Annotated in this window: 22 protein-coding genes; 11 read left to right on the forward strand and 11 right to left on the reverse strand. The window is 64.6% G+C overall.

Going from position 1 to position 26,774, the window contains the following annotated elements:
* Positions 1-377: 377 nt before the first annotated feature.
* On the reverse strand, positions 378-713 hold the full coding sequence (locus NY1_RS18440; RefSeq protein ID WP_067714600.1) for a hypothetical protein: 336 nt from the start codon (positions 711-713) through the stop codon (positions 378-380).
* Between the two features lie 20 nt (positions 714-733).
* Positions 734-1,561: a DNA cytosine methyltransferase gene (locus NY1_RS18445; protein WP_067714603.1), complete on the reverse strand. Its 828-nt coding sequence runs from the start codon at positions 1,559-1,561 to the stop codon at positions 734-736.
* Between the two features lie 587 nt (positions 1,562-2,148).
* Between NY1_RS18445 and NY1_RS18450 the strand changes: the two genes are divergently transcribed.
* The 4 genes from NY1_RS18450 (at position 2,149) to NY1_RS18465 (ending at position 10,828) form a co-directional block, all read left to right on the forward strand.
* On the forward strand, positions 2,149-4,536 hold the full coding sequence (locus NY1_RS18450) for a DISARM anti-phage system protein DrmE domain-containing protein (protein ID WP_157762320.1): 2,388 nt from the start codon (positions 2,149-2,151) through the stop codon (positions 4,534-4,536).
* A 197-nt stretch (positions 4,537-4,733) separates the two neighbouring features.
* Positions 4,734-8,147 carry a P-loop NTPase family protein gene (locus tag NY1_RS18455; RefSeq protein WP_067714608.1) on the forward strand — a complete coding sequence of 1,138 codons (3,414 nt, stop codon included), beginning with the start codon at positions 4,734-4,736 and terminating at the stop codon, positions 8,145-8,147.
* A gap of 45 nt (positions 8,148-8,192) precedes the next feature.
* A complete protein-coding gene (locus NY1_RS43765) occupies positions 8,193-10,031 on the forward strand; it encodes a DUF8724 domain-containing protein (RefSeq protein WP_169815369.1) in 1,839 nt (612 codons plus the stop codon).
* A complete protein-coding gene (locus NY1_RS18465; RefSeq protein WP_169815370.1) occupies positions 10,007-10,828 on the forward strand; it encodes a phospholipase D-like domain-containing protein in 822 nt (273 codons plus the stop codon). The genes NY1_RS43765 and NY1_RS18465 overlap by 25 nt, the downstream gene beginning before the upstream one ends.
* Here the strand turns inward: NY1_RS18465 and NY1_RS18470 are convergent.
* Together NY1_RS18470 and NY1_RS18475 are read right to left on the reverse strand one after the other, a co-directional pair.
* Positions 10,825-12,078: a DNA cytosine methyltransferase gene (locus tag NY1_RS18470; RefSeq protein ID WP_084535093.1), complete on the reverse strand. Its 1,254-nt coding sequence runs from the start codon at positions 12,076-12,078 to the stop codon at positions 10,825-10,827. The genes NY1_RS18465 and NY1_RS18470 overlap by 4 nt on opposite strands.
* 157 nt (positions 12,079-12,235) lie before the next feature.
* A complete protein-coding gene (locus tag NY1_RS18475; RefSeq protein ID WP_084535094.1) occupies positions 12,236-12,679 on the reverse strand; it encodes a very short patch repair endonuclease in 444 nt (147 codons plus the stop codon).
* 445 nt (positions 12,680-13,124) lie between these two features.
* Between NY1_RS18475 and NY1_RS43025 the strand changes: the two genes are divergently transcribed.
* Positions 13,125-13,751 carry a hypothetical protein gene (locus NY1_RS43025; RefSeq protein WP_157762321.1) on the forward strand — a complete coding sequence of 209 codons (627 nt, stop codon included), beginning with the start codon at positions 13,125-13,127 and terminating at the stop codon, positions 13,749-13,751.
* A gap of 664 nt (positions 13,752-14,415) precedes the next feature.
* Here the strand turns inward: NY1_RS43025 and NY1_RS45115 are convergent.
* Together NY1_RS45115 and NY1_RS18485 are read right to left on the reverse strand one after the other, a co-directional pair.
* On the reverse strand, positions 14,416-15,519 hold the full coding sequence (locus NY1_RS45115; protein WP_067714616.1) for a sensor histidine kinase: 1,104 nt from the start codon (positions 15,517-15,519) through the stop codon (positions 14,416-14,418).
* Positions 15,516-16,163: a response regulator gene (locus tag NY1_RS18485; protein WP_067714619.1), complete on the reverse strand. Its 648-nt coding sequence runs from the start codon at positions 16,161-16,163 to the stop codon at positions 15,516-15,518. Before NY1_RS18485 ends, NY1_RS45115 begins: the two co-directional genes overlap by 4 nt.
* Before the next feature lie 208 nt (positions 16,164-16,371).
* Here NY1_RS18485 and NY1_RS18490 point away from each other — a divergent pair, with 208 nt between their 5' ends.
* Complete coding sequence (locus tag NY1_RS18490) at positions 16,372-17,598, forward strand: DUF418 domain-containing protein (protein ID WP_067714622.1); 1,227 nt, start codon at positions 16,372-16,374, stop codon at positions 17,596-17,598.
* A gap of 36 nt (positions 17,599-17,634) precedes the next feature.
* Here the strand turns inward: NY1_RS18490 and NY1_RS18495 are convergent, their stop codons facing one another.
* Both NY1_RS18495 and NY1_RS18500 read right to left on the reverse strand, forming a co-directional pair.
* Positions 17,635-17,865: a hypothetical protein gene (locus NY1_RS18495; RefSeq protein ID WP_067714625.1), complete on the reverse strand. Its 231-nt coding sequence runs from the start codon at positions 17,863-17,865 to the stop codon at positions 17,635-17,637.
* Between the two features lie 140 nt (positions 17,866-18,005).
* Complete coding sequence (locus tag NY1_RS18500) at positions 18,006-19,604, reverse strand: GMC family oxidoreductase (RefSeq protein ID WP_067714628.1); 1,599 nt, start codon at positions 19,602-19,604, stop codon at positions 18,006-18,008.
* Positions 19,605-19,769: 165 nt separating this feature from the next.
* Between NY1_RS18500 and NY1_RS43030 the strand changes: the two genes are divergently transcribed.
* On the forward strand, positions 19,770-20,144 hold the full coding sequence (locus NY1_RS43030) for a hypothetical protein (RefSeq protein ID WP_157762322.1): 375 nt from the start codon (positions 19,770-19,772) through the stop codon (positions 20,142-20,144).
* Here NY1_RS43030 and NY1_RS18510 read toward each other — a convergent pair.
* The gene (locus NY1_RS18510) at positions 20,086-21,444 is read right to left on the reverse strand and encodes an MFS transporter (RefSeq protein ID WP_067714635.1); all 1,359 of its coding nucleotides are present in this window, start codon (positions 21,442-21,444) and stop codon (positions 20,086-20,088) included. The two genes, NY1_RS43030 and NY1_RS18510, sit on opposite strands and share 59 nt — an antisense overlap.
* 165 nt (positions 21,445-21,609) lie before the next feature.
* Between NY1_RS18510 and pnuC the strand changes: the two genes are divergently transcribed.
* Entirely contained in the window at positions 21,610-22,239 is a 630-nt protein-coding gene (gene pnuC / locus NY1_RS18515; protein WP_067714638.1) for a nicotinamide riboside transporter PnuC, read from the forward strand.
* 82 nt (positions 22,240-22,321) lie between these two features.
* Positions 22,322-23,134: a DUF4389 domain-containing protein gene (locus NY1_RS18520; protein WP_067714641.1), complete on the forward strand. Its 813-nt coding sequence runs from the start codon at positions 22,322-22,324 to the stop codon at positions 23,132-23,134.
* Positions 23,135-23,152: 18 nt separating this feature from the next.
* On the opposite strand, the gene NY1_RS18525 is transcribed toward NY1_RS18520, so the two are convergent.
* On the reverse strand, positions 23,153-23,758 hold the full coding sequence (locus tag NY1_RS18525) for a response regulator transcription factor (RefSeq protein WP_067714644.1): 606 nt from the start codon (positions 23,756-23,758) through the stop codon (positions 23,153-23,155).
* Positions 23,759-23,827: 69 nt separating this feature from the next.
* Between NY1_RS18525 and NY1_RS18530 the strand changes: the two genes are divergently transcribed.
* Positions 23,828-25,654: a sensor histidine kinase gene (locus tag NY1_RS18530; protein ID WP_067714647.1), complete on the forward strand. Its 1,827-nt coding sequence runs from the start codon at positions 23,828-23,830 to the stop codon at positions 25,652-25,654.
* A gap of 35 nt (positions 25,655-25,689) precedes the next feature.
* On the forward strand, positions 25,690-26,037 hold the full coding sequence (locus tag NY1_RS18535) for a DoxX family protein (RefSeq protein ID WP_067714650.1): 348 nt from the start codon (positions 25,690-25,692) through the stop codon (positions 26,035-26,037).
* A gap of 7 nt (positions 26,038-26,044) precedes the next feature.
* Here NY1_RS18535 and NY1_RS18540 read toward each other — a convergent pair whose 3' ends face one another.
* A complete protein-coding gene (locus NY1_RS18540; RefSeq protein ID WP_067714653.1) occupies positions 26,045-26,704 on the reverse strand; it encodes an arsenate reductase ArsC in 660 nt (219 codons plus the stop codon).
* Positions 26,705-26,774: the final 70 nt, after the last annotated feature.

Here is a 26,774-nt window from a genome sequence, read left to right on the forward strand (position 1 = left end):
CCCCTCGGCAAGCCATCTCGGTTGTCACCTAGCCCTGCAGCAGCCCCAAACCTTCAGCTAGTGCCTCTCCCCCGTGCCGGTTCTCTTCGTCAAGTCCCAACCGATCCAGTTCGCCTCCCGTCCAGTCTCTCTCACTCGTTCAGTCCTCATCTTGTGCCCCTGTTTGTCCTGCTGACCTGCCTCATGCTCTCAACTGTCTGGCTGGCTGGTGCACGGACACTAAATGCTCCCGCAGGGGGGTGTTTAGTGTCCGTGCACCAGCCAGCCAGACGCCACCTCGAAAACCGCTGGTCGGCGGGGTAAAAGGGGCGGATACGTGACTACGGACTGGTGTCCGCATGTTGCAGTCCGGGGACATCTACGCACAACCCGAAGCATCATCGGCTGCGCTTCGAGGCGCGATAAGGTGAGACGTCGCGTTCTTCGATGCGCCACTTGGTCGGTGGGTAGAGCTGGCGGATCGTATCGAGGTCTCCGTGGATGCCGGTGACGACTACAGGACCTTCGCCGAGGGCGATTCTTGAGGTGGCACGGTATTCGACTTGGTAGTTGCCGAGTTCGGAGGCTCCGTCCATGGCGTAGGTAGTGATGGCGCGGCGGATGACCGCCGACAGCGTTTCGCCGTTGCGGCTGGCGGCGGCCATGCCAGCGTTCCATTCCTCGTCGGGGATCCGGATCGTACGCCGTCGGGCGCTGGTTTCATCGGGTGCCATGACAAGGATTGTCACATTCGTCATGACACATTCACGTGCATTCGGATGCGGTGCTGCCGAACTCGGCATACGGCGGAACAGAATCGGCGGGGACGGCCGGTGGCAGGCTGAGTGACGATGGCTCCGCATTCGGGCGATTGACAGCGAGTTTCGTTACGTCCGCGGCGATCGACCGCGACACGAAGTTGATAGCCCAGGTGTTCGGTGTAAGCGGGCGGGATCGCTTGGCACAATTCGTCACCGCTCATCCAGTCAATGCCCATAGCTTCGGGGCCGACGTAGCGGCCGACGTCACCGGTGACCGAGATGTTCCAGCCTTCGGCCCACCGCTTCCGCCGTTCGCGGGTAGCGGTGGGTACCCGATGCTCCGGATGGGCGGGGGCAGCCAGGGCGAGGCGGCTTTCAAAGCGGCGGTGCCGGTAGGTGCGTAACCCGAACATGGCCCCGCACAACATGATCGAGCGCGCCCGCAGTAGCGGCGCAGACATGACGTTCTCGATAATGTAGGGCCGCCCCAGCGTGTCGAGCGCCTCCCTGGTCGCGGCCACCAGATCTGGATAGGTCTTGTCCGGATGCAACGCGTGCAGCGACGTGTACTGCTGGCACGGCGGCGAGGCGTGGACCGCCGCGAATTCATGGCCGCGCATGGCCAAGAATTCCAGCGCGTCGCCTTGATGGAACTCGAACGGATAGTTCGGTTGCGGCGCGAGATCGACGCCGACTACTTCAAACCCCGCGTTGTGGTAGCCCTTCGCAGCCCCACCCGCACAGCAGAACAAGTCCAACAGTAGGGGGCGGTGACCGGTGATCGGCATGACCTCGAAGGGGTCAAACAACGAATCCGTCATGACACTATAGTATCATATTGTCATGACATTTGCCTGGTCGAAGGCCATTTTGTCCGGATGTGGGTCCACGTCTACATCGACGCCGACAGCGAGCGGTGTGCGCATAAACGGAGGTATTGCAGTGCGCCGCTGACTCGCTTGCTGAGGTCGGAGTTGTGCACGTGAACGTGCCGTTGGCGCCGGGGAGGCCGGCACCTGCTATACCTGTGGATCATGCGGGACCGCCCGACTGGTCAAGGTTGCGGCCTAGGCAGTCGTGCCCCGAAAATGCTTGGCCGCCTGGTATTTCCGCTGGCCGACTTCGGTGACAGGAGCTTTGCCGACCGCCCAACAACCCCGTGTCAGCGGCCTGAGCACACCCTCAGCGCCGTCGAGCGAAAACACTGCGCCGCCTTCGCGCGTGCGTGGCGAATGCCCCGGACAAGATCGCCGCGACACTGGTGCCGAGGCGCTTTCTGTGGGCACCGACGGATGACTAGTCGACCACGAGCGGGCATAGCCGGCCGTCACCCTCCTCAGATACGGTTGCTCGCATGAGTTCGGGGGCGTTCGAGCACATGGGCGGGGATGGACTGGCGGGGTCGGTCTTGGACGGCACACTGCGCTGTCATGTTGGTGGCGACGACCGCCCGCGGCCGTTCGAAGCCACGAAGTTGGATGTGGAGCTGCTGAACACTGTTGACGCGGCGGCTGACCGCGGGATCCCGCTAGGGCTTGTTTTCCCGCTCGCCGGGACGTCGGCGCCGATGCTGGTTGGTGCCGCATCGCTGGTTGGCGCGATCAGGCGGTCGCGGCGGCTCGACGTTCAAGTTGGCCTTGCGGCGAAGAATCTTGCTCCTCGTGTCCTCTACGACAAGCTCTATATCGAGAATCAGCGGCTCGCGGACTTCGTGCCGCGTACCGCAATTGGAATCGAGGGAGACGTCCGCACCATAGGCGCCCCACCGCGAGACAGCCTGGGGCGCTTACACATAACGAGTAGCCTCGACCGCCTCATTGTTGTGGATCCGGCTCTCGAGGCAATCGTCATCGATGCATCCGCATCGGTTCCGCAATCTCTTGAGAATGCCCTCCGCCGGTACCGCACCAGCTCAATGGTTTACATGACCACCGATCCATTTGATCCTTCGTTAACGACAATTCGTTCCCATGGGGGTCTCGTCCACGCGTGGTCCGCCGACCGGGTTTCCGCACTCTCGGATGGCTGCTCGACGCCCACGGGCAGGGCGAGGTCAGGTGCTCTGATCGTTGATCGGTCGTTCCTGGGCGCCAGTGCGGCTTGTGATGTTGAAATCGAAATCGCAAGCGGCAGTCCCGATCTCGATTCCGCGTTGGAGAAGGTCTGGACTCTGCTGCGAGACCTTGGCCGTGTTATCCCGAACACGACGCACCTCGACGGTCGGCCAGCGGAGGAGCTCTGGTGGGCCTGGGGCGTGCTGAACACGATTTCACTGCTCCCTGCGGAGCCCGAGCGGTACGACCAGTTCGTTGGCCCGTACCCGACGGCAATCAAGCTGATGGAGGCGCCGTCGATCGCGTCGGCGTTCGCCCAGAATGCTCGTGGCGAGATCGCGCGGCATTGGCATGACCTCTCGACCGCCTTTCAACGGCTATTGGTCGAGGCGGCAACCGGAAGTCGAACCCAGCGCGTCGCCGAATGGGTTACCGAGCTTGTGTCGGACAACGTGTACGGAACGCTCGTGGTGAAGAACCGGGCGGCATCGTGGGCGACACGACAGGCGCTCGACGAGTCACCGGACACGCCGCATGGATGGTCGCAGCACGTGTGGATCTTGACGCTGAGTGAACTCGCCAAGGGCGAGGCCCTGACCCGGGAGCCGTCCTCAGTATGCGTTCCCGGACCGATTCCTCGAAGCCGATCGGGCGTGTTCGCGTTACCGCCCGCGACGGAGTTGCGGGTGATCGCGGCGGGTGATTTCGAAGGCCGGCGTATCGCCGCGCAGGTGACAGCAGCGAGGGCGGAAATGGCCGAACTCGCACGACGAGGTGTCTGTGAGTGCGCGGCCCGCCTGGGACTTCGCGGCCTAGCGTCGAACCCGGCTCGCGTGGGCGGGATTCGGTTTCGTGGGCAATCGGAGAGCCGGGATGCGAACCATGGCTGGAATTCGCGAGTTGATCCGTGGGAGCCATTCGATTCGGCGATCGCGGCGACGCTACGACGGCAGGTAGCCGCGGGTACCCTGCCGAAGGAGGAAGCGTCCGGAACCTCGATCCGTGGTGGGGGCGAGCCAACGGCCGCAGTCATCACGATCGAACTCGACAACGGCCCCGAAGGGCGTTGCTATCTCCTGGTCGAACCAAACGATCTCGTCGCGCGGCGCCAGGACGATGAGGTCGAACGCATCGCGGCGAAAGCGTTGAGGCTCGACGACATCGTGTTGTTGATCGACCATGGTGCACGGGGAGACCTACTGGCGACACTGGTCGAGCGCCTGGCGGAGACACCGTATTACAGTGGCCTACAACATTGGATCGACTTCTGGCACACGCGCGCCGCCCGGGGTAGGCAGTCGATCAGCGGTCTAACGCAGCAACAGATCTTGAGTCGAATGACGGGAACGACACTGACGTCCGCGGGGACGATCGGTACGTGGATACGTGGAACCGTCGACGGGCCACGAGATCCCGAGGATGTGGCACGGTTCGCGCGCGCGATCGAGGATGACCAATTGCTTACCCAAGCGAAACAGATCGCCTGGGCACTGGCGACGATCCACAAGACCCACAAGCGGATCGGCAGCTGGATTACGCGCCGACTGACTGGCATCGAATCGCATCGTGAGCAACTGATCCTCGACGACGACAACGCGCGCGTCTACGTGACCGATCTGATGGACGCCATCTCCGTACACCGTGTACGCGGTGTCCACCATTCCCTCGCGCGGGTGCCGGTCTCGGCGGTCGGCGCTCTCGTCGCTACTCCTCCTCATAGCGGCACGGCGTCGTCGGAATGACCGAATTGTCCAGGGAGCCTGGACTTGTCGGAAACACGCGATACACTCTTGGGCATTGCGTGAAGCACTCCACAACCGAATAGCGACACTCTCTGAACCAACTCTCAACAGGGCACGCGAGGACCAACCGGACGTTCCCATCCACGGCCGAGCTATGTGGCCGCTCACTAATCCATCCATCCGGAGAGGACCAGCTCATGGCGGCCAACGGCCCCATGCCGCGCGTCGGCACCCTTAACCCCGACCAGCAGAACGCCCTACTCGGCACCCTGGTCAAGCGAATCGTTACCCAAGCCACCGGCAGCGGCTATCCAGCTGGTGTCCGGTTGACCAGTGATCACGACCGTGGCCGGTTGTGGCTCGGAATGCTTGCATCTGAGGCGACGCTGCGGCGGGAAGCCGACCGTCATGTCGACGATCCGAATAGGATTCTTCCACCAGCGCAAGGCTTTTCGTTCCTGACGCAGGATCCGCACATCCACCTTGAACTGCGGTTCGGATGCGCGTACTACGTTGGTCTGCTTCCGACGTTGAACGAACAGACGGCGCCGCAGCGGGAGGATGAGAGCGGCGAGGCCGCGCTCGACACAAGTAGCCAAGACGCCCGGCCGATCGTGTCCGCGTGGACGAAGGTGCAGCTGGAACCGATCTCCGTCAGCGTCGATATCGACACGACGCGCCGCCAATCACGCCACTACCACGAGGACACCATCTCCCACGCGCTGCGTGCCGCGCGGCGGCTTCCCGTTGGGGCCGAATACTTCAGACCGATCCGGCGACGTAATCCGATGGGCACGGCCCCCCGTGATGCCGACCTGTTGGACGAGCGAACCTGGACCCGCTATTGCGCGGACAACCTGATCCCCGCTGAGGTGGTGATTCCACCGGAGCATCGAGCGGCAATCCGCGTGGACGTTAGTCCTCGCGCTGACGGCCAATCCGAGGTGCTGGTGACAGTGGTCAACCGCACACCCGCCGCGCAGGATCAGTTGATCGACGGGCGTAGGCCCTACGATGACCGCCGCATCGACACCAAGCTTTACGAGGTTGAGCTAGTCGCGGAGACGACGGCTGATATCGCGCCCTACGACCTTGAACAGGTTGGCGGCGCGCGCCGTTACAAGCGCGCCGTTCGCGCTTTCGGTCATGCGGGCCCGGTCCGAACCGAATCGAATGGCGCGACACGGTTCAGCACGGCATTCGCTGCCGAGCGACAAACCTTCCGCGCCTACCCACGCACCGAGATCGTGAACGATTCAGGAGTTACGGAGCAGATCGACACCCGTTTCGAACGATTCATCAGCGATCCAGTCGGTGCGGCGTCCGCACTGCTCGACGCGCTTGAGCGATGGGTCGATCGCGAGTGGAGCGACGCCAATCTCGAACGGCTTGCTAGAGAGGACATGTGGACCGACGACTCGATAAAGCAGGCATACGAGGACGCGGCAAAGGCCCGCGGCGAAGTCGAGTGGATCCGCGCGGGCGTCGATGTTTTGCGTACGAACCGTGAAGCCTGCAAGGCCTTCGTCGCAGCCAACGAAGTGATGCGGCGTGTCGGCGCGGGTGAGAAGCGGATCACGGCCTGGTATCCGTTCCAAGTCGCTTGGATCATCGGCTGTCTGCCCGGCATGGTCGACCCCGCAGCGCATACCGACGTGAGCATCGTTTGGTTCGCGACCGGTGGCGGCAAGTCTGAGTCATATCTCGGATTAATGCTGGTGACCCTGTTCTTCGGCCGCTATACGGGAACGACTGCGGGTGCCCAGGTGTGGGCTAGGTTTCCGCTTCGTCTGCTCGCCCTTCAGCAGACCGAGCGATTCGCCGAAATGGTGCTACAAGCGGAGGTGATTCGCCGCGCCGACCCTGAGATCAACAACGGCGATCCGTTCAGTATCGGCTTCTTCGCCGGCGGTGGAAACACGCCAAACAAGCTGCGCGACAGAACCGATCCATACTTCCGCGGTGTTGACCCGCGGTCGTCGGAAACAGCCGAGATGTGCCGAATTCTGCACAACTGCCCCGTCTGCGGGAGCAGGCTTGAAATGCGGTTCGATGACCGCCCGTGGACGATGTGGCATACGTGCCGCAACCCCAATTGTGAACTGCGCGGCGATCTGCCGGTATGGAGTGTCGACGACGACATCTATCGCTACGCGCCATCGGTACTCGTCGGGACGGTCGATAAGCTCGCCGCGCTCGGACTCAACAAGGAGTTCCAGGTGTTGCTCGGGCGAGCCCACTCACGATGCCCGCAGCACGGTTACCGGACGAACCCATCCTTTTGCGGTGTTTTCGGCTGTCAGCAACGCGAGCAACCGGTTGGTAGCGGATTCGGTCACATCAGACTTGAGATCGCCGATGAGTTGCACCTGCTCGAGGAAAGCCTCGGCGCGCTCGACGGCATGTACGAGACACTGCTACAGGCGATCAGCGAACGGTTCGGCAACCCGCCCATGCATATCGTCGGCGCCACGGCGACGATCGAGGGCTACGAGACGCAAGTGAGACACCTTTACCGCCGCAAGGCACGCCGCTTTCCCGAAAACGGCCCGATCGCTGGCGAAACGTTCTGGTCTTATACCAACACCGACGTGCCGATGCGCCTGTACCTCGGCGTCCGCCCTCGGGCTGGCACCATGGTGACCGCCACGGCTGAAGTCGTGCAGCAACACCGGATGTGGGCCGAGGACCTTTTCACCAAACCATCCGTGATGGCCCGTGAGGCTGGACTCGACGACGATGATCCGAACCTTGTAGCCGCGATCGCCCGAGCTGGGCGTGACGAGTACGAGGTGATGGTCGCCTACTGCTTGCGGACTGAGGATCTCAACACGATCACGCGAGAACGCCGCGTTATCGACCACTTCAGGCGTCACGATCAGTTGGTCACGATCAACGGCGATTCCGAGCCGAGCGCGATCAAAATGGCGGTGAACAGACTCGTCAATCCCAGCGAAACTGATGACCTCGACCGCGTCAAGTTGATCGCCGCGACGAAGGCCATCGGCCACGGTTTCGACGTCCCTAGACTCGGTGTCATGGCCTTGGTCGGAACACCTACCCAAGCCGCCGAGATCATCCAGGCATCCGCCCGCGTGGGACGCCGCCACCCCGGTCTCGTCGTCAACGTCGCCAACCCCCAACGTGATCGGGATTCCAGCTTCTATCGCTGCTACGCCGAGTGGATCATGTATCTCGATCGTATGGTGCACAAGGTGCCGGTCAACCGGGACTCCGTGCAGGTTCTTCGCAGGCTGTTGTCGGGAGGACTGATGGCCTGGCTGCTGCAGGTATACGACCGGAAGTGGATCACAGGTGGCAGGCGTCGGCGCAGCCTGGCCGATGCGACGACGTTCGTCGAGGCCGTTCATGCGGGCGTGATCGACCGTGACACCCTTGTCGACGACCTGACCACGGGATTCGGAATCGACCGCACTAGCGAATTCTTCAAGGTCCACCGCGACGTCATCGAGACTTGGGTCGACGAGCTCCTCGCCAGTACGCCGCTGCGTGCGAAGAACCAGAAGCGACTGCCCGAGCTGCTCCATCCCGCCGTACCCCGCTCCTTGCGTGACGTGCAGGAACCGCTGACCATCTACGGCGAAATCTGAAGGTGCGCAGAGCATCCCACGAGTTCTAGCGAAGGACCACCTGTCATGTCGCATGAAACACTTAGCCGAACTAACATTCAGGCGCTCTACCGTCACATGCCTGAGCAGCCCTATAACTGGGGCGCCAAAACATCCGTAGTCGGTCTTCCACCACGCCAGACCACTTCCCTCGACATCCCTGAGGAATGGGTCGCACCGCAATTGAAGCGGCTCCTGCAGCCCTACACTGGCTACGAGGAAACGACACAAATTCTCCAGCGCGGGCAATTCGCGCTAGTAAAAGCAGAAGATCTGCAGGCACAGCGGTTCCCTAATACGTTCATTTGCCCGAAGTGTGGAGCCTTCCGTCATGTCCAACTTCGTGAGCAACCACCCGCATGTCCCCGCGGATGTGGACAGCAGCTACGCCAATTCCCGTGGGCGGAGGTGCACGAGTGCGGCCATCTCGCCGAGATCAAGCCACCGAAATGCGAGAAGTGTCATCGGACCACCGCCATGCGGCTGCGGAATACGGCTTCGTTCCGAACGGCGGAATGGTGGTGGTGGTGCGACTGCGGACAGCGATCAGGCCGCGCGGTCGCGAACTGGTGCGCGACTTGCCAAAAAGGGCGCGTCGAACTCCGACGCGTACCGCGAGCGGAGTTGCACTACCCCCAGCAGATCACCGTCCTGAACCCGCCTAGCCGTGCTGACTACAGCTCCTTGGCGAACGATCAGATCCACCGAGCGGCGGTCGCGCAATGCATCGGAAAGCTTCCCGAAGGACTCGAAGGGCTGCGAATCGCGGGGGGAACTAGCGGTGATGACGCGGTCAGCAAGTTTCACGAGTTGGCCGTCACGATGGGCCTCGAACCTGGTGATCCGATGTACGACGGTCTTCTCGCGCGAGCTGAGAAATCGCGCGCCGATACGCCGGCCTGGGCGGAGGCCATCGAGTCTCTCCGACGGTCTCCGGAAGTGATCGATGCACTCGGCGAGGAGTGCATCCAGCTCGCCCTGACGCGAGCGGCTCCCGCACCGGTAACGTCGGCCCAGCTGCTTTCCGTTGAGCGGGGCAGAGCCCTAGAAGCAACGTATGCTGAGCACCCAGATCTGCTGCGCAAGTACGGCCTCTCCGAAGTCACGCTGTTGCCGAAGCTACCGATCGCATATCTAATTGCCGGCTATACCCGGTTGAGTCCCAAGGCCAAGCTCGTTACGCCTTACAGAGAGGTTCTGCCGCGGTTCCGGTTCTTCGATGACAAGAAGAGCAACCGATTTCCCGTTTACGGGATCCGAACCGAGACCGAAGGATTGCTGTTTGAGCTCGACCAGCTTGAGGTTATCCGCTGGCTCGTCGACTCGGGCATGATCGATGACCCTGGCGTGACGACAATCGCTCAGGCGAGAAAATGGATGTTCGAAGTGCTCACGCCCGTCACGGATATCTTCAATCCCCCGGGCGACGCAGTCACCGAAGCGGTACTGGGGCTCGTTCATTCGATGTCACACCGCGTGATGAAATCCCTCGCCACTCGTTGCGGTCTCAACGCGGATTCGTTGGCCGAGTATCTGTTTCCGGTGAACTGTGCGTTCCTGGTATATGCCAATACCAGGAGTGAGTTCACCCTCGGCGGGCTTGAGCATGTGTATCGCTACGATCTCGACGACGCTCTGCGGGAACTTGACGTCGAGGCCCGCTGTGTGTTCGACCCTCCCTGCAGGGAGACCTTCGGCGGCGCGTGCGCGGCATGCCTTCACGTGTTCGAAGGTGCGTGCGCGCGATTCAATACCGCTCTCGACCGCAATCTACTGTTCGGCACGGTCTATTCGGACGACGGTCCGGTCGCGCCGAACCCGCACGGGTATGGGGATGTTCGGTGGCGGGCGTACTGGAATCATTGAGGCCGCTCGAAGCCCTGATGGCGCAGGCCAGCGACCCTGTGGGGCTGTCAGGCAAACTGGCCGAACTTGCGGTCGACGGCGTGCAGGCGGAGGTGATCGTGTCGACGTTGTCAGCTGCGGTCACCGATGTTCGTCTAGTTCGGCCAGTACTGCGGTACGCGGGCATCCTCGATAAGGATGACCGCGCTATGACTACTGCCGCGGTGCGGCTCGCACAGGCACAGGTACTCACTGAAATGGCGGCGGCTGATCACTGGGAGCTTGTGCTGACCGTTCCGGAGTTTCTGCGCGCGACGCTCGACAGCGTCGTCGAACGCCACGGTCCCAATGCTCGGCCTCGCAGTACGGCGGCCGCAATCGCCGAGATTGTGTCGTCCGCACAGCGGTCGATCGTGATCGCGGCTCCGTACCTCCATACGGAGACTATTGAGACGCTACGTCCGTCAGTCGAGCGCTTGCTGGTCAACGGTGGACATGTCACGGTGATGACACGAGCACTCCAGACACAGACGGCATCGGCAGCGAACGTCAGCGCGGTCGAGACATTGCGAGCGATGCACGAGCGCACTCCCGGAACTATTCGTGTGTGTTCATGGGACGAAGGAGGTCTTGGCGTGCATTTCAAGGCAGCCGTAGCCGATGACCAACGCGCCTACCTCGGCTCAGCCAACCTCACCCCTGGAGGGATGTCTAAGCATGCCGAGGCCGGCGTCTACCTTCAGGGTCGTCGAGTGCGGGAACTCAGCCGATGGCTGGCGGAGGTCGCCACGGAACTGGAGCGACGATCGCTTCGCTAAGTGTCCAAACTCGCTTCGGCACCCGTAAGCGCGAGTAGATGTTTGCCGACTGCGGTGGCGACGTCGACCGCCACCGCATTGCCGAGTGCGCGCATCGCCGCTGTCCGACTGCCGGGAAGCACGTAGTAATCCGGGAACGACTGCATTCGCGCTGCTTCACGGATTGTGAAGTAGCGCAGCCGGTTCCGCACTTCCCGTACGTCGTAGTGATAGCGGATCATGGCCTCGCCACCGCAAACACCGTGAGATCCAGCCTTTAGAACCTTGGAAGGCCAGTCAACGTAACTTCCGGTGTGGCCCTTGTATATCCGCGCATTGGGAATTCCCCAATGGTTGGCGAACTGAAGATTCTCCTGGTAATCGACCGGCTCGGGCAATTCGGCCAGACCTCTGATACCGTCACGCCTACGAGCATCTCGCACGGTAGACCATCGGTTCAAAGCCAACGGAGAACTGCTGTCGAACTCAACTCCCTTCGCGATGGATCGCCGCAGCGCGTCCACGCGAGCCTTCAGCGCTGGTGGGGTGCTCGGCTTGCGAACCCCGTGGTAATCCCAATAATCTCCATCGATCCACTGCGAGCGAAGTAGCGACTCGACGCTATGAGTGACCGGCACCGGGCGCCAGGCGTCGGGATCAAGAACATCCGAACGAAATCCGATCAAAAATATCCGCTTGCGCGTCTGCGGTACACCGAAATCGGCCGCGTTCATCTCTTGCATGAATACGTGATATCGCAACCCGGAATCGCGCGCGTCAATAAGGCGACGATAGTGCTCTTCCCAAGATTCTCCCTTTCGAGGCTTAACGCTTGGTTTCCCTAAATAGGTGCGAATATATTCATAATATGGACGGATTTTCGTGTGCAGCAAACCGGGAACATTCTCGAAAGCGAACATTCTAGGGCGGAGTATGCGGACTGCTTCGACGGCGGTTGGAAACATGTCACGCTCATCGTCCATTCCGGCACGTTTCCCGCTAACTGAGAATGGCTGACAAGGTGGCCCCCCGGCGATCAAATCTATTTCAGAAGGTAGGCCGAGCCTCGGTACTTCTTTCAGCCACTGCCGGACATCCATTTCTCGGATGTTCTCTTCTTTCCATAGTTCCGGCTTAAGTTTGGCGTTGTCTCGAAGAATATCGCACGCTGACGAACTCAACTCGACGAGTTGTTCATGCTCGAATCCAGCCATCTGCATGCCGAGCGCCATCCCTCCGCCCCCCGCGAACAGCTCGACCGATGTCGGCACGACATGACATCCTCTCACTCACCGAACCTACCCGATCGGTGAATCGTACGGGGGACTATGGCACGCCCGCATCATGGGTATCAGTGTGTCGGCTTCGAGTCATCTTCCGGAGCATTCACCACGCCGTTTCGGCCTACGCGCCGACTGGGATTCGGACCTAGACACTGGAGCGCAAAGCCACGGCTCGGCGTGCCGCGACTATCGCGGCGATCCGAGCCACAGCCTCCTGGACGTCCTCGTGCTCCCACACTCGAATCACGAGCCAGCCAGCATCGCCGAAGAGCTGATCGGTCTCACGATCCCGACGTCGGTTGATTTCGATCTTGTTCGACCAGAACGCGGCGTTCCGCGTCGACGGGCGCATGTGGTCAGGACAGCCGTGCCAGAAGCACCCATCGACCATGACGGCGACATGCGCCGGGCCGAACACGATGTCGCCGCTTCGACGGATGCCACGAACGGGTCGCTGATTCACCCTGTATCGCAACCCGATTCGATGCAGCTCGGATCGCAGTCTCAGCTCTGGACGAGTGTCACGGTTGGGGACCGCCCGCATGCGATTACTGACGACCTGATCGACCTTGTCGTCGTAGGTATGCATACCCAAGACCGTACCGCGCCAGGATCGGCCGTCAATCGTGTGCGCGACTCGCACTGGTCTGAATACGATGTCCGCGGACCGTGCACCTCTAGTACAGGCGGTGATTTACCCAGTGGCGCAGTCTAATCCGGTGCGGTTCGGAATCAATCCGCACCTCCGGGCCGCGCGCTCCGGTTGTGGACGGCCCGCATCCGCTGACTAACAACAGGATCGATGAGGTGGTGTGGTCGCCGGATACGGAGTGAACGTGCAGGCCGCGAAGCGGTGGAGCTGCGACCTTGTGGCCAGCTGCCTCCGACCGGTATCGGCTGCACCGATGTCACAGATGTTGAGCCTTGTTCGATAATCCAAGCAGCAGAGACCAAGAGAATCCACACGAGAAAGCTAGCGATGAATTGCATGCGACCCAGATCAGCGCCGAGTGCCTTACAGAAGGAAAGTAACGATGATTCCGAAATATTCAATTAATGTCGACCCATCCTTACCGACTTCGGCAATTTACGAACTCCCGGGCGATGAAGATATCTCTGACGAGGGGTTCGGATATTTCCGTGAGACCTGGCGTGTGTCAGATGATCGCGAGGATGCTATCCGCGTAATAGCGAATGAAGTGGAGGCCCTTCGATGGATTGACCGGAAATCGCGATCTGGAGCAGAATTCGAGCGGATGGCACGCGCTATCGAAGCGGACGATAAAGATCTACTTTTGGATAACTTCGGAGCAGAATTCCACGATAACGAGATATCTGACTTATTCGAGGAAGATGACTTCTCGATACTAGAGGGCCTCGAATTGGGGGTAGCGGGGTTGTCACATGCTCTAAACTCTATTGGATGTGTCACCGCCGCGAGTTGCCGAGGACATATTTCAAAGAATTCATGGTCACCGTATCCCGTAGTGTTCTTTGCCACCACGCGCGACGTCGCGGATTGCCTGGTACCCATGGTACGTGACAGTGGCTGCGGCTTTGACGACGCAAGTGATCGAGGGAATCTAATAGCCATTGATGCTCCGTCTATTGCGAACACCATAAATCTTGCCCAGTTGATTGTCAGTCGAGCCAAGGTGTAGGTAGGAAAAGTTCGCTAATACCCAGTTGCCGCGCGAAGCCGGTACGGTCGTCGGTCAGGTTTTTCAGAGTACCCCTTTGAATGAAGTCGACCCGTCGCGCGTCGACGTTGGCGGAAGCAGTCGATGACCGTACCTCTGTCGCCTCTCGTCGCTGGCGCAGCGGTGGCACTTCGGTTCGGTTATTGGCGCTGTCTGGCCAGGAAGTCTTCGAGCAGGTCTTGCGGCCAGATCAGTTGGTGCGGTGCGAGCACGGCAGCCCAGGTCACCGTGACCTGACCAGCTGGGTCAGGCCACCCGCGTCGGTACTGCGTCCGACACCGCCAAGCCGGTCAAGGCACAACAAACTCCCACCAAATTCACTGCTCGCCGGCGTATTTCGGGATTGCGTCCAGTCGCGGAACATAGTCATCGAATAGGCAATTCGACAGATGGACATGCCTTTTCGATTGCACTTGACAGCAGACAGTAGCGTCGAGTACCAACACCTCGTTCTAATCCCTAGGTCGCAGGTTCGATTCCTGCCGGGGGCACTTTTCATGGGTGACCTGCGCCAAAGCGCGCAGTTACACCTGTACCCAGGGCCCGGCGCGCTCAAACACCCAGGGACTTTCACCTGGAGGCCGGTGGGATGGGTTCCTTTTCGAAAGGTGGCCGGGCGGCCTGGTCAGCGGGGTAGGTGGAGTTCGGCGCGGTAGCCCTTGGTGGGGGTTGGGGTGGAAGTGAAAGTGCCGCCTAGTAGTTCGGCTCGTTCGGTGAGGCCTACCAGGCCGTGGTGGGAGCTGGGGAGGGGGACGGCGGGGCGGGTGGGGGCGGTGTTGGTGATGGTTACGGAGACGTGGTCTGCGGTGTGGGTGAGGTGGATGGTGGCGGTGGCGCCGGGGGCGTGTTTGCGGACGTTGGTCAGGGCTTCTTGGACTGTGCGGTAGATGGTGCGTTGGGTGGGGGCGGGGAGGTCGGTGGGGAGGTCGCCGGTGAGGGTTACTTCGATTCCGCTGGAGGCCAGGAGTTTCCGGAGGTCGGCGAGGGTGGGTTGGGGGGTTAGGTCTGTTGTTTGGCCGCCTGCGGCGCGTAGGAGGGTGACCATGTGGCGGAGTTCTTCGAGGGTGTCGACGCTGAGGCCGCGGATGGTGCGGGCGGCTTCGGCTACCTCGGGGGTGGGGGCCGCTACCTGGAGGGCGCCGGCTCGGACTGCTATGAGGCTGACTTGGTGGGCTACTACGTCGTGCATTTCGCGGCCGATTTGGGCGCGTTCGCGGGCTAGCGCTGCCTGGGCGTGTAGGTGGCGTTCGTGGTCGCGGGCCTGTTCGATTTCGGTGAGGCGGGCGGAGAGTTCGCGGCGGGTTTGCATCAGCTGGCCCAGGAGGACGGGGGCGCCGGCCCAGGCCAGGGAATAGGCGAAGCTGACCAGGGTTTCGGGGCGGTCGGCGACGGGGCCCGGTGGGAAGGGGGCGGAGGCGGCGAGCGCGGTGGTGAGGGCGGCGGCTGCGAGTAGGGCACGGTTCTTGGTGCGGTCGGCCAGGGTGTAGAGGGCGATGGCGGGGGCTGCGAGGTAGGCCAGCATCCAGCTGGCGGGGAGGGTGAGGAGGTAGGCGGCTAGGGGCCGGCGGCGGCGGAGCAGGAGGCCGAAGCAGCCGATGCCGGCCATGACGTAGTGGGCGGGGGAAATCATGTCGCCGTCGACGATCACGTCGGTGACGGCGACGCCGACGAGCAGGATGTCGATGAGCCAGGGCGGCAGCCGGGTCACAGCGGCGGACCAGCGGGTCATGACAGCAGGCCCGCACGCTGGGCGAGCAGGGCGGCCTGGACTCGGCTGGTCACGCGCAGTTTGGTGAAGATGGCGCTGACATGGTCCTTCACCGTGCCGACGCTCAGGTGCAGGCGCTGACCGATCTCGGCGTTGGGCAGGCCCTCGGCGAGCAGCACCAGCACGGCCCGTTCACGCTCGGAAAGCCTTCGCACATGGGCGATCTCGGCGTCGATGGCCGCGGCCGTGCTCGGTTCGATGGTGCGCAGCAGCGCGGCCGAAACCTTCGGGGACAGCACCACGCCGCCGGCCGCCAGGGTGCGCGTCAATTGCGCGAGCTGTTCGGGCTCGGTGTCCTTGAGGACGAAACCCGCTGCGCCGGAACGCAATGCGGACAGAATGTATTCGTCGGTGTCGAAGGTGGTCAGCATGGCGACGACCGGCGGATCGGGCAGTTCGCGGAGGTGGCGCAGCACCGTCAGCCCGTCGACGTCGGGCATGCGGATGTCGAGCAGGACGACGTCGGGGCGGGTGCGTTCGACGGCGTCCAGCGCCGCCGAACCGGTCGCGGTCGCGACCACCTCGATATCGGCGGCCGCGTTGAGGATCAGTTCGAAACCGGAGCGCACCAGCGCCTCGTCGTCGACGACCAGCACCCGAATCACCCGCTACACCCACTCCCGCGTCACGACCAACCGTTTTCTGCCCCGCCAGCCTAGATCCGCCCAGCTCACCGGACCGGACGCGACCTGAACAGCAGCCGGGTGGCGGGGTGGATCCAGCCGATCGGCGGAAGACGGGCAGCCGGGCGGCGAGGTCTTCCGGACGCCCGCCGGATACCGCCGGACCTGGGCGTTATCGACGCTGAAAGCCATGACACACAACGCTTCCGCGGCCCTCGGCGGCGAGCAGGGTGCCGCGCTGGCGACGGGCGAGGACCACCGGACGGTCGCGGGTACGGGCGCGCGCCTGCTCGGTGTCGATCTGGCGCGCGGCCTCGCGGTGCTCGGCATGTACGCCGCGCACGTGGGACCCGATCCGGCCCGAGGCGGCGTCCTCGGTTTCCTGACGGAACTGACGCACGGACGATCCTCGGCGCTGTTCGCGTTCCTGGCCGGATTCTCACTCGTCCTGATTCTCGGACGACGAGCGCCCAAGTCCGGGCGGGCGGGCCGGCAGGCCGTGGTGAAGGTGCTGGTGCGGGCGGGAATCCTGCTCGCCCTCGGCACCGCCCTGACCGCGCTGGGCACCGACGTGGAAGTGATCCTGGCCTACTACGGACTGTTCTTCCTGCTGGCCCTGCCGCTGTATCGCCTGCGGGCCACCACCTTGGCCGTGATCGCGGCGATCGGCGCGATCGTGCTGCCGCAGTTGTGGTTTCAGCTGCTCGATCCCGAACCCCGATGGTTCGGCACGGTCGAGCGGTTCGACCCCCTGGCTTGGGCGAGCACCCGCGGCGAACCCCTCGACGCCCCCGGCGGCGTGATCGGCCTGTTGTTCACCGGAAGCTATCCGGCACTGACCTGGCTGCCGTTCGTCATCGCCGGCATGGCGATCGCCCGCCTCGATCTGTCCGCCGGCGCGATCCGTCGGCGCATACTGGCGACCGGCACCGCACTGGCGGTCCTCGGCTACGCCGGATCGGCCCTGGCATTACGCCTGATCCCCGGCACCGTTCCCGCGAACGGAATCCTGGACGCCCCCTGGTGGTCCGATCTGTCCCCGGAGCAGCCCGGCTGGCGCTACCAGCTGGTCGCGGCCCCGCACAGCGAAACCACCTTGTCCATCATCGCGAACACCGGCGTCGCCATGGTGGTCCTGATGATCTGCGTCATCGCCTGCGACCGCTTCGGCACCTTCCGCCGAGCCACCACACCGCTGATCGCAGTGGGCAGCATGTCGTTGACGGCCTACGTCTTCCACATAGCCGTGATCGCGATCATCGGATTCCACACCCTGCCCGCCGATTCCCTGCCCGCCCTGCTCGGACTGAGCGCCTTCATCATGCTGTTCGCCTTCTGCTGGACGCGAATGTTCCACCGCGGCCCGCTCGAATGGCTACTGCACCGGGCGACCGGGGTCGCCGAACGCGTCCGCTAGACCCCGGCCGGTGCCGTTCATGCGGACTGTGCGAGGTCAGGATGCCTTGGTGCCGGAGCTGAGGGTGGCCGAGCCGGTGCTCAGGATTTGCAGAACGTTCTGGAAGAAGTCGCAGCCGCCCGGAGCACCGATGGGGAATTCGACGCAACCGGCGACGGGAGCGACGGATTCGGCGCCGGCCGATCCGGGGGCCGCCTGTGCGGTGGCGAGCGGGGCCAGGGTCAGCGTTCCGGCCAGGACGGCCACCGCGAATGACTTCTTCATCATCGAAATTCCCTCTGCATCAATTCTTTTCGACCTGATCAACTGCCGGGTGGCAGCGGGGATCACGGTATTGAGATGAGGAATCCGGTCATAGACCCTGGTTTCGTGGCCCCCGCCGGTGGGGGCACTCGAGGAGACCGGACTCAGCCGGTGATCAGTGCGGCCGCGTGCTCGCCGATCATCATGGTGGCGGCATTGGTATTGCCGCCGACGATGCTGGGCATGATCGAGGCGTCGGCGACGCGCAGTGCTTCGACGCCGTGCACGCGGAGGGTGGGGTCGACGACCGCGTGTTCGTCGACGCCCATGCGGCAGGTGCCGACGGGGTGGTAGACGGTGGTGGCGCGATTGGGGACTTCGGCGGTCAGGGCGGCGCGGGTGGGATAGGCGGGGCCGGGGGAGATTTCGGTGTCTACGGCGGTGCGGATGGATTCGGCGGCCATGACCTCCCGGATCAGTTCCATGCCGTGGACGAGGGTGTCGAGGTCGCGGGGTTCGGCGAGGTAGTTGGGGTCGATGGCGGGTGGTGCGGTGGGGTCGGCCGAGGTCAGGCGCAGGGTGCCGCGGCTTTGGGGGTAGATCATGGTGACCAGGACGGTGAGGGATCGGCGCGGGTCGGGCGTGTGGCGGATGGGGGCGTCCTGATTGGGTCCGGGGTAGCTCCAGGGCAGGACGTGGAGCTGGAGGTCGGGCGCGCCGGTGGCGTAGGGGGTGCGCAAGAACGCGACCGCTTCGAAGACGGTGCGGGCCAGCCAGGTGCTGTTGTTGCGCAAGGACTCTCGCAGCAGGGCGCCGGCGAAGTAGCCCGCCGATGAGCGATGCACGGCGGTCGGCATGGCGAAACTCATGGGCACGAACAAGTGGTCGTGCAGGTTGTCGCCCACGGGGAGATCGGCCACGACATCGATGCCGAACGCGCGCAGATGGTCGGCGGGGCCGAGACCCGAGAGCATGAGCAGCTGGGCGGAGCCGAAAGCGCCCGCGCTGACGATCACTTCGCGTTCGGCGCGCAACACCTCGACGCCGCGCCCGGTGGTGTATTCGACGCCGGCGGCGCGCCCGTTCTCCACGAGTACGCGCAGTGCGCGGGTATTCGGCAGCACGGCAAGGTTTTTCGGCCGATCGTCGAGGTAGCCGACGGAGGTGCTGAAGCGCAGGCCATTGCTGTTGCTCTGCTGGAAGAGCGAAACGCCTTCTTGTTCGGCCCCGTTGTAGTCGGGATTGCGTGCGATACCGGCGGTTTCGGTGAGCGCCCGGATGAACGATTCGGAGGCGGGCGTCAGGTCGCGCGCCCGAGTCACCTTGATCGGGCCGGAGCCGCCGCGGAATGCGCTGGCGCCGTCCTCGAACGATTCGAGTTTCTTGAAACTCGGCAGCACATCCGCGTATGCCCAGCCGGTATTGCCCGCCGCGGCCCAGTCGTCGAAATTGCGCCGGTTGCCGCGCACGAACACCATGCCGTTGACCGAGCTGGAACCGCCGACCACCCGGCCGTGCGTCTGCGGAATCCTCCGGCCCAGGGCGTGCTTCTGTTCGACGGTGTAATGGCCCCAATCGATGCGCTTCTTCAATTGCGGCACGCTGTGCATCGGGCCGATCATTCCGGGTTTGCGCACCAGCCGGGAGTTGTCGCGCCCGCCCGCCTCCAGCAGCGTGACGCGCGCCCCGGTATCGGCCAGCCGGCGGGCGATGATGGCCCCGGCGCTCCCCGAACCGATGATGATGTAGTCCGTCGCCGCCATGACCAGCCCTTCAGCCCAAACTGGAACGTGTTGCGAAAGTACTCGATACCGGCTGCTCGGACGCCCGATTCCGGATAAAACGCGAGATTACTGAGGCGTAGCCATGCCTTCGGGCGCATGCTGAAAAGCAGAGGAGATCGCTTCGCATTTCGGAGGAGGAAGAACATGGTCAGGGTGACAGCGGTGAAACCGAATGGAGAGCATTGGCATCCCCATCCTGGCGACGCCATCGAGGACGAAGGGGAAGTTCCCGCCTTGGTTTTATGCCTGCTCGCCGTCGGAACAGCCGGATTGACCATCACGGCGGCGGCGTCGGGATTCCGGGGTTGGGCGGCGCTGGGGGCGATCGTGACGGCGGCACTGCTGCTCGCGGGTCTGCTCATGATCCGGTTCGAGTACTTCCGCGAATTCCGCAAGGAGCAGCGCGCCGGACGGCACGGCCATAACCCGTTGGTTGCCGGGGAATATCGGCCGGGACAGCTCAGTTCGTGGCAGGTGCGGAAGATACGGGCAGCGCAAGCGCGATCAGCAGCCCGGTGAGGGCGAGACCGGCCAGGACCGCCAGGGCCAGCACACCGGCCCGGTCGGGGGCGGTCAGACCGGCGACCAGAATGGTGCCGGCGATGCTGGTGCCCAGGGCGGAACCGAGATTGGAGACGGCGCGCGACAGACCCGAGATCTCACCCTGCTGATTCTCGGGGAACGCGGACTGCACGACATTGACGGCGGGGGTCAGCATGACGCCCACGCCCAGGCCGATGATCAGCAGGCCGGGCGTGAAAGCCCAGGGAGAAGACCAGATTCGGACCAGCGCGACGAGCGTCACCAGGCCGAGCACGGTCTGGCTGAAGCCGGAGCGGATGAGCGTGCGCGCGGGGTGATTGCGGGCCAGGCGGGCGGCGATCAAGGAGCTCAACAGGATTCCGGCGGTGGCCGCGGTGGTGATCAGGCCGGTTTCGATGGCGTTGTAGCCGCGGACGACCTGCAGGAAGGTCGCCACCACGAACGAGATGCCCATGAGCAGCAGCCATTGCAGACCCTGAATGACCAGCGCCAGATTCGACGTGCGGTTGCGGAACAGCGCGAGCGGCAGCAGCGCCGGGCCGCCGGAGCGTTCGCGGGCGCGCAGGTGCAGCAGGCACAGGCCGAGCAGCGCCAGCCCGGCGCCCATCAGGATCACGGTCGCGGCAAGGCTGTTGTCCGCCTGCATGATTCCCAAAACCAGGCTGATCATGCCGGTCGCCGACAGCACGGTGCCGACCAGGTCGAACGGGTGCCGGGCGTCGGCGGGCAACGGGTCCTCCAGGCCGCGGCTCCAGACCGCGATCGCCACCACGATGACCGTCTGGAAGAGGAACACCGCGCGCCAGGACACCGTCGTCGAGATCAGTCCGCCGATCAGCGGCCCGGCCGCCGCCCCGACCCCGCCCATGCCGGTGATCAGCCCGAAAGCCCCGGCGCGCGCGGCGGTATCGGTGAACATGAGGGTGGCCAGGATGTACACCGGCGGAATGAGCAGCGCGGTGCCGATGCCCTCCAGGATCGAATTGCCGAAGATCAGCATGCCCAGCCCGGGCGCGGCCGCACTCGTCAATGCCCCTGCCGCGTAGACGAACATCCCGAGCCGGAAGCAGCGCACGCGTCCCCAGCGTTCGGTCAGCGCGCCGCCGGGAATCATCAGCGCCGCCATCACCACCAGGAACACGGTGATGGCCAGCTGCACCCCGGCGACCGTGGTGTGCAGGTCGGCGCTGATGTCGGTGATCATCACGTTCATGCTGGAGCCGGCGAAGCTGCAGATGAACTGGGCCAGCGCGAGGGGTGCCAACATGTTTCGCATGCCCGCGACCCAACTCCGCTACCGGCGCCGCGGCCTCATCCGTCACGGATGACGCGGCGGGCAACCTCGATGCCGGAGCCGCCGCGCGCGTCGGCGATGATGCCTCGGGACGGATCCGGTGGTCCGCTGCGTTGCTGTGCAGGAGTGTGGAGGAGGTGCCGGAGGATGAACGCCGGTTTCGAGGTGTTCGGCGAGCACGTGCTGTGGACCGACGCGATCGGCAATCTGCTGTCGCTGGCGGTGGTGTGGCTGGCCATGCGCAAGACGGTGTGGACCTGGCCGGTGCAGATCGCCGGGGCCGCACTGCTGCTGGCGGCTTCGCTGGACGCGCACGCGCCGGGCAACGCGCTCAAGCAGATCCTGTTCCTGGCATTGGCCGGCTACGGCTGGCTGGCCTGGACGCGCGGCACCCGCGGGCAGGTGGAATTGGCGGTGCGCCCGGCCACCGCGCGCGAACGCTGGACCCTGCTGCTCGCGATGGCGGTAGGCACGGTGCTGGTGGCCGAGGCGTTCATGCGGATTCCGTGGCTGCACATCGCGTGGTCGCCCTGGGCCAATGCCTATATCTTCGTCGGCAGCGCCATCGCGACCTTCGCGCAGAGCCGGGCGCTGGTGGACTTCTGGATCATCTGGATGCTGGTGGATCTGGTCGGCGTGCCGCTGGCTTTCAAGTCGGGGCTGTACGCCTCGGGCGCGGTGTACGGCGTGTTCTTCGTGCTGGTGCTGGCCGGTTTCGCCCGCTGGCGCGGGGAGTACCGATCACGGTTGCGAACACGCGTCGGAATCGCGGGGTGAGCGGACGGCCGGTATGCGACCCTGGCGGCACGGGCATGACCGATCCGTCTGATTCACCGGCCTCAGAAGCGAGGGTGTCGTCATGGACAATGCCACGGCCTACCAGCCGATTCCGGAACCTGTCGTCGAACTGGATGTCTTTCCGCCGCAGCAGCAACGCCGCTGGACCGTGCTGCTGCGCCTGATCCTGGCCATTCCGCAGCTGATCGTGCTGTGGGCGCTGGGGATCGCCGCCGCGGTGGTGGCGATCATCGGCTGGTTCGCGGCGCTGTTCACCGGCGCGCTGCCGCAGTGGGCGGGTGATTTCCTGCGCTCCTACGTGGCCTACAACGTGCGGGTCTCCGGCTACATGATGCTGCTGGTGGACGCGTATCCGCCGTTCACCCTGGAGACGGGGCCGGATTACCCGGTGCGCGCGTGGTTCCCGAACGCGACGCCGCTGAATCGGCTGGCGGTGCTGTTCCGCTTCTTCCTGGCGCTGCCGATTCTCATCCTGACCAGCTGGTTCGCCTCCGGCTGGATGGTCATCTCGTTCATCGTCTGGCTGATCGTGCTGATCACCGGCCGCATGCCCGCCGCACTGTTCCAGGCCACCACGGTGGTGCTGCGCAATCAGGTGCGCACCTCGGCCTACTGGTACATGCTCACCCCGACCTACCTCAAGCAGGTGTTCGGCGACGGCGCGGCGCCCGAGGCCGGAGCCACTCTCCCGCCCGGATACGTGCCCGCTTCCCCCACCCGGCCGCTGCTGGTCTCCCAGGCCGGGAAGATCCTGCTGTGGGTGATCCTGGTGCTGGGCATTCTGGCCAGCATCGCCCAGGGCGTGACCCGGTCCACCACCGACGTCGACGACGACGATTACAGCTCGATGATCAGCTACAGCCACACCTACTGAGTGCGCCGCCGGCGCGGGCTACAACCAGCCCGCGTCGGTCGCCACCCGGACCGCGTCGATTCGATTGCGCGCCTGCAGTTTCGTGACCGCGGCCGCCAGATAATTGCGAACCGTCCCATAGGACAGGTGCAGCTGGCCGGCGATCTCCTTCGGGTCCGCTCCGTCCGCGCATTTGCGCAGCACCTCGATCTCGCGTTCGGTCAACGGGTTCCGCGGCGCGCGCAGCGCCGTGGAGGCCAGTGACGAATCGAGGATCTGACCGCCCCCGGCCACGGTGCGCACCGCGTGCAGCAGCTCCTGGCGGGCGCTGTCCTTGAGGATGAACCCCTGCACGCCGATCTGCATGGCCCGGCGCAGCTGCCCCGGCGTGGCGAGCGCGGTGAGGATCAGCACCCGGCACGACGGGAAGCGTTGCGCCAGTTCGGCGGCCGCGGTGAGCCCGTCCTGCCCGGGCAGGTCGATATCGAGAATGGCCAGGTCGGCGCGCTCGGCGATGGCCGTCGCCACGATTTCCTCCCCGCGCTCGAGGGTGGCCACCACCTCGAGGTCGGCCTCCAGCTCCAGCGAGGCCACCAGGGTGTCACGCAGCAGCCGCATGTCCTCGGCGACGAGAACCCGGATCATGTGTGTCGCTCCTAACCGGATCGGGTTTCGAGTTGCTCCCGATGCCGTCCGCACTATGCAATCATCGGCGTGTCGCCACTACCAAGATCGACCGGGTATCTCTTCCTGGTCAGTTTCACCCTGTCCGTGCTCGTGGGCGGGGCGAGCATGGTGGCCGTCGGCTGTTGCGCCGCGGCGGCCGGATTGCTGGCGCTGGCGCAATTGCGGGTTCGTAGCCGCCGCTGGGTATTTCCGGTGCAGGCGCTGCTGGTCTATCTGCCCGTGGCGTTCGGTGATGCCGCGACCAATCTGGACGGCCTGCTGGCCGCGTCGGCCCTGCGCTGCCTGCCCGCCCGCGCGCGCTGGTGGGCGTTCGCGGTGATCGTCGCCGGTTCCGGCTTCCTGCACGGTGACTGGCGGCGCGAACCGATCCTGTTCGGCTATGCCGCGGTGGCGACGGCGGCGATCGGCGTGGTGACCTACAGCCTGCTGCGCCTGCCGGAGCTGGTCGACCGGCTGCGCGCGACCAGGGACGAACTGGCCCGGGCCGCCCTGACCCAGGAGCGATTACGGGTTGCCGGTCAGTTGCACGCGGCGCTGGGCGATGAGCTCAGCGGGGTGCGGGCCCTGCTGCGGACCGCCCGGCGGGAACTCGGCGAACGGCCCGAACGGGCGCGGGAAGCCGTGCGGCGCACCGCCGCCGCCACCCGGCGCATGATCGAGACGGTGCGGGCGACGGCGGCGGTGCACGGCGAGCAGGACGGCGCGCCCCGCGATCCCGAACCGGTGAGCCGGCTCGCTCCCCGCCTGGCCATGGCCGCCATGGTGATCGGGCTGGCCGCGTGGACCATCACCCAGACCATCGAGAGCGCTCCGGCGCATCGGCTGCCGGTCGCCGCCGCCGGGGTGGCGCTCACCGGATCGCTGGTGGCGCAGTTGTACCGGCCCCGGCTGGCGAGCCGAATCCTGGTGGCGCAGGCCGCCATCGTGCTGCTGCCGCTGCCGTGGCTGGAGTCGTCGTGGTGCGGCTGGCTGCCCTTCCTGGCGATTCCGGTGCTGCTGACCCAGCGCGGCGGCCGGCTGGCGGCCGAACTGATCGGGCTGGTCGTGCTGCGTGCGCTCTGCTCCGAACCCGAAGCGCCGCCGGGCATTCAGGCGGGCTGGGTGCTGCCGGTGCTGGAGGCGACGCTGGCGCTGTTCGGCCTGGCGCAGTTCTGGCTGCTGTCCGATCAGCTGAATCGGTCACGCGCACAGCTGGTCCGGACGACTTTGCAGGTGGAGCGGCTGCGGGTGGCGCGCAATATTCACGATCTGCTGGGTCTGACGCTGTCGGTGCTGGCGCTCAAGAGCGATCTGATCGTCGAGCTGGTCGATTTCGACGCGCGGCGGGCGGCGGCCGAGATCGACGAATCGCTGCGCATCGCCACCGATGCCCAGCGGGAGGCGCGGGCGCTGGCCGCCGATACCGTGCGGGCGTCGCTGGTGGACGAATTGTCCGCCGCCGCCAAGCTTTTGCGGGAGCACGGCATCGTGGTGGACCTGGACTGCGACGACGAACTGCCGGACGCCTGCGCCGCCGTGCTGTCCCCCGTGGCCCGCGAGGCGATCACCAATATTCTCCGGCACAGCGACGCCGGCTACGTCGATATCGAATGCCACCGCCGGAAAGACGAACTGCACTTGCTGATTCGCAATGACGGCCCGCGCACCCGCACCTCCGACGGGCAGGGCCTGCGCAATATGCGCGCCCGAGTCACCGATGCCGGTGGGCGTTTCACCGCCGTCGCCGATCCGGACGAGTTCGTGCTCACCGCGGTGGTGCCGGTCGAACCGTATGCAGAATGCACGGTTCCGGCCGGTGATGTCGCATCCACAACCGGTGCCGCAGGCACTACTTCCGATTCCCCTGCGATGTGAAGGTTTTCGTGTCACCCCGACACGAAGGAAGAACAATGCACATCGCCTACATCATCGTCACCGTCGTCGCGGCCGCCTGGGTCGGCTTCTCGGCCTTCTCGCTGCTACAGCGCGCGGAATTCGTCACCGCTCCCCTGGTGCAGTACGGGGTGCCCGAATCCTGGTGGACGCCACTAGGTCTGCTCAAGGGCGCCGGCGCGATCGGCCTGATCGCCGGGCTGTTCCTGCCGGTGATCGGCATCGCCGCCGCCATCGGGCTGATCCTGTACTTCCTGGGCGCGGTGATCACCAATATTCGCGCCCGCTCCTTCAAGACCATTCCGTTCCCGCTGCTGTACCTGGTCCCGGTCGCGGTCGCCATGGGCCTGGGCCTGGCCGCCTGATCCGGCCTCAGGCGTCGAGCGCGGGGGTGCTCACCAGCCCGAGGTTGATGGCCAGCCGGTGCACGCGGATCTCGATCTCGTCCCGGATGGCGCGGATCTCCTCCATGGTCTGGCCCGCCGGATCGGGCAGCGGCCACTGTTCGAAGCGGTGGCCGGAGACCAGCGGATCGGTGTCGCCGCAACCCATGTCGACGACCACGTCGGCGGCGCGCACGAATTCGTCGGTCCACGGTTTGGGGAATTCGGCGGTGATATCGATGCCGCGTTCGGCCATCGCGGTCACCACCAGCGGATTGACCAGCACATTGGGCGAGGAACCGCCGGACCAGCCGAACGCGGAGTCACCGACCAGATGGTTGAAGAAGCCCTGCGCCATCTGCGAGCGGCCGGCATTGTGGGTGCACACGAACAGCACCGCGGGCCCGGTCTGGATCGGTTTGCCCTCGGCCTTGGCGGCGGCGATCAAGCGTTCACGGGCGAAGCGTTCGGCCAGCGCGGGCCGCTCGCCGCTGAGGGTGGTCACCGAACCCAGCTGGTCGTAAGAGGATTCGAGAATGCGGTCGATGGTGGCGGTATCGAAGACGGCGGCGAACTCCGTGCCCAATCGTGCCGCGGCGGCGGGCAATTCCGACCGCTGATCATCGTCTGGAAGCTCTTCCGGCAGCACGGATCGAGTGTAGGTGGGCGAATGCCCCCGCTCGACTCACGACGCGGCGGCGGTTCGGCGCGCGGCTAGG

The organism is Nocardia yamanashiensis NBRC 100130 (assembly GCF_001613325.1).
Lineage (GTDB): Bacteria > Actinomycetota > Actinomycetes > Mycobacteriales > Mycobacteriaceae > Nocardia > Nocardia yamanashiensis.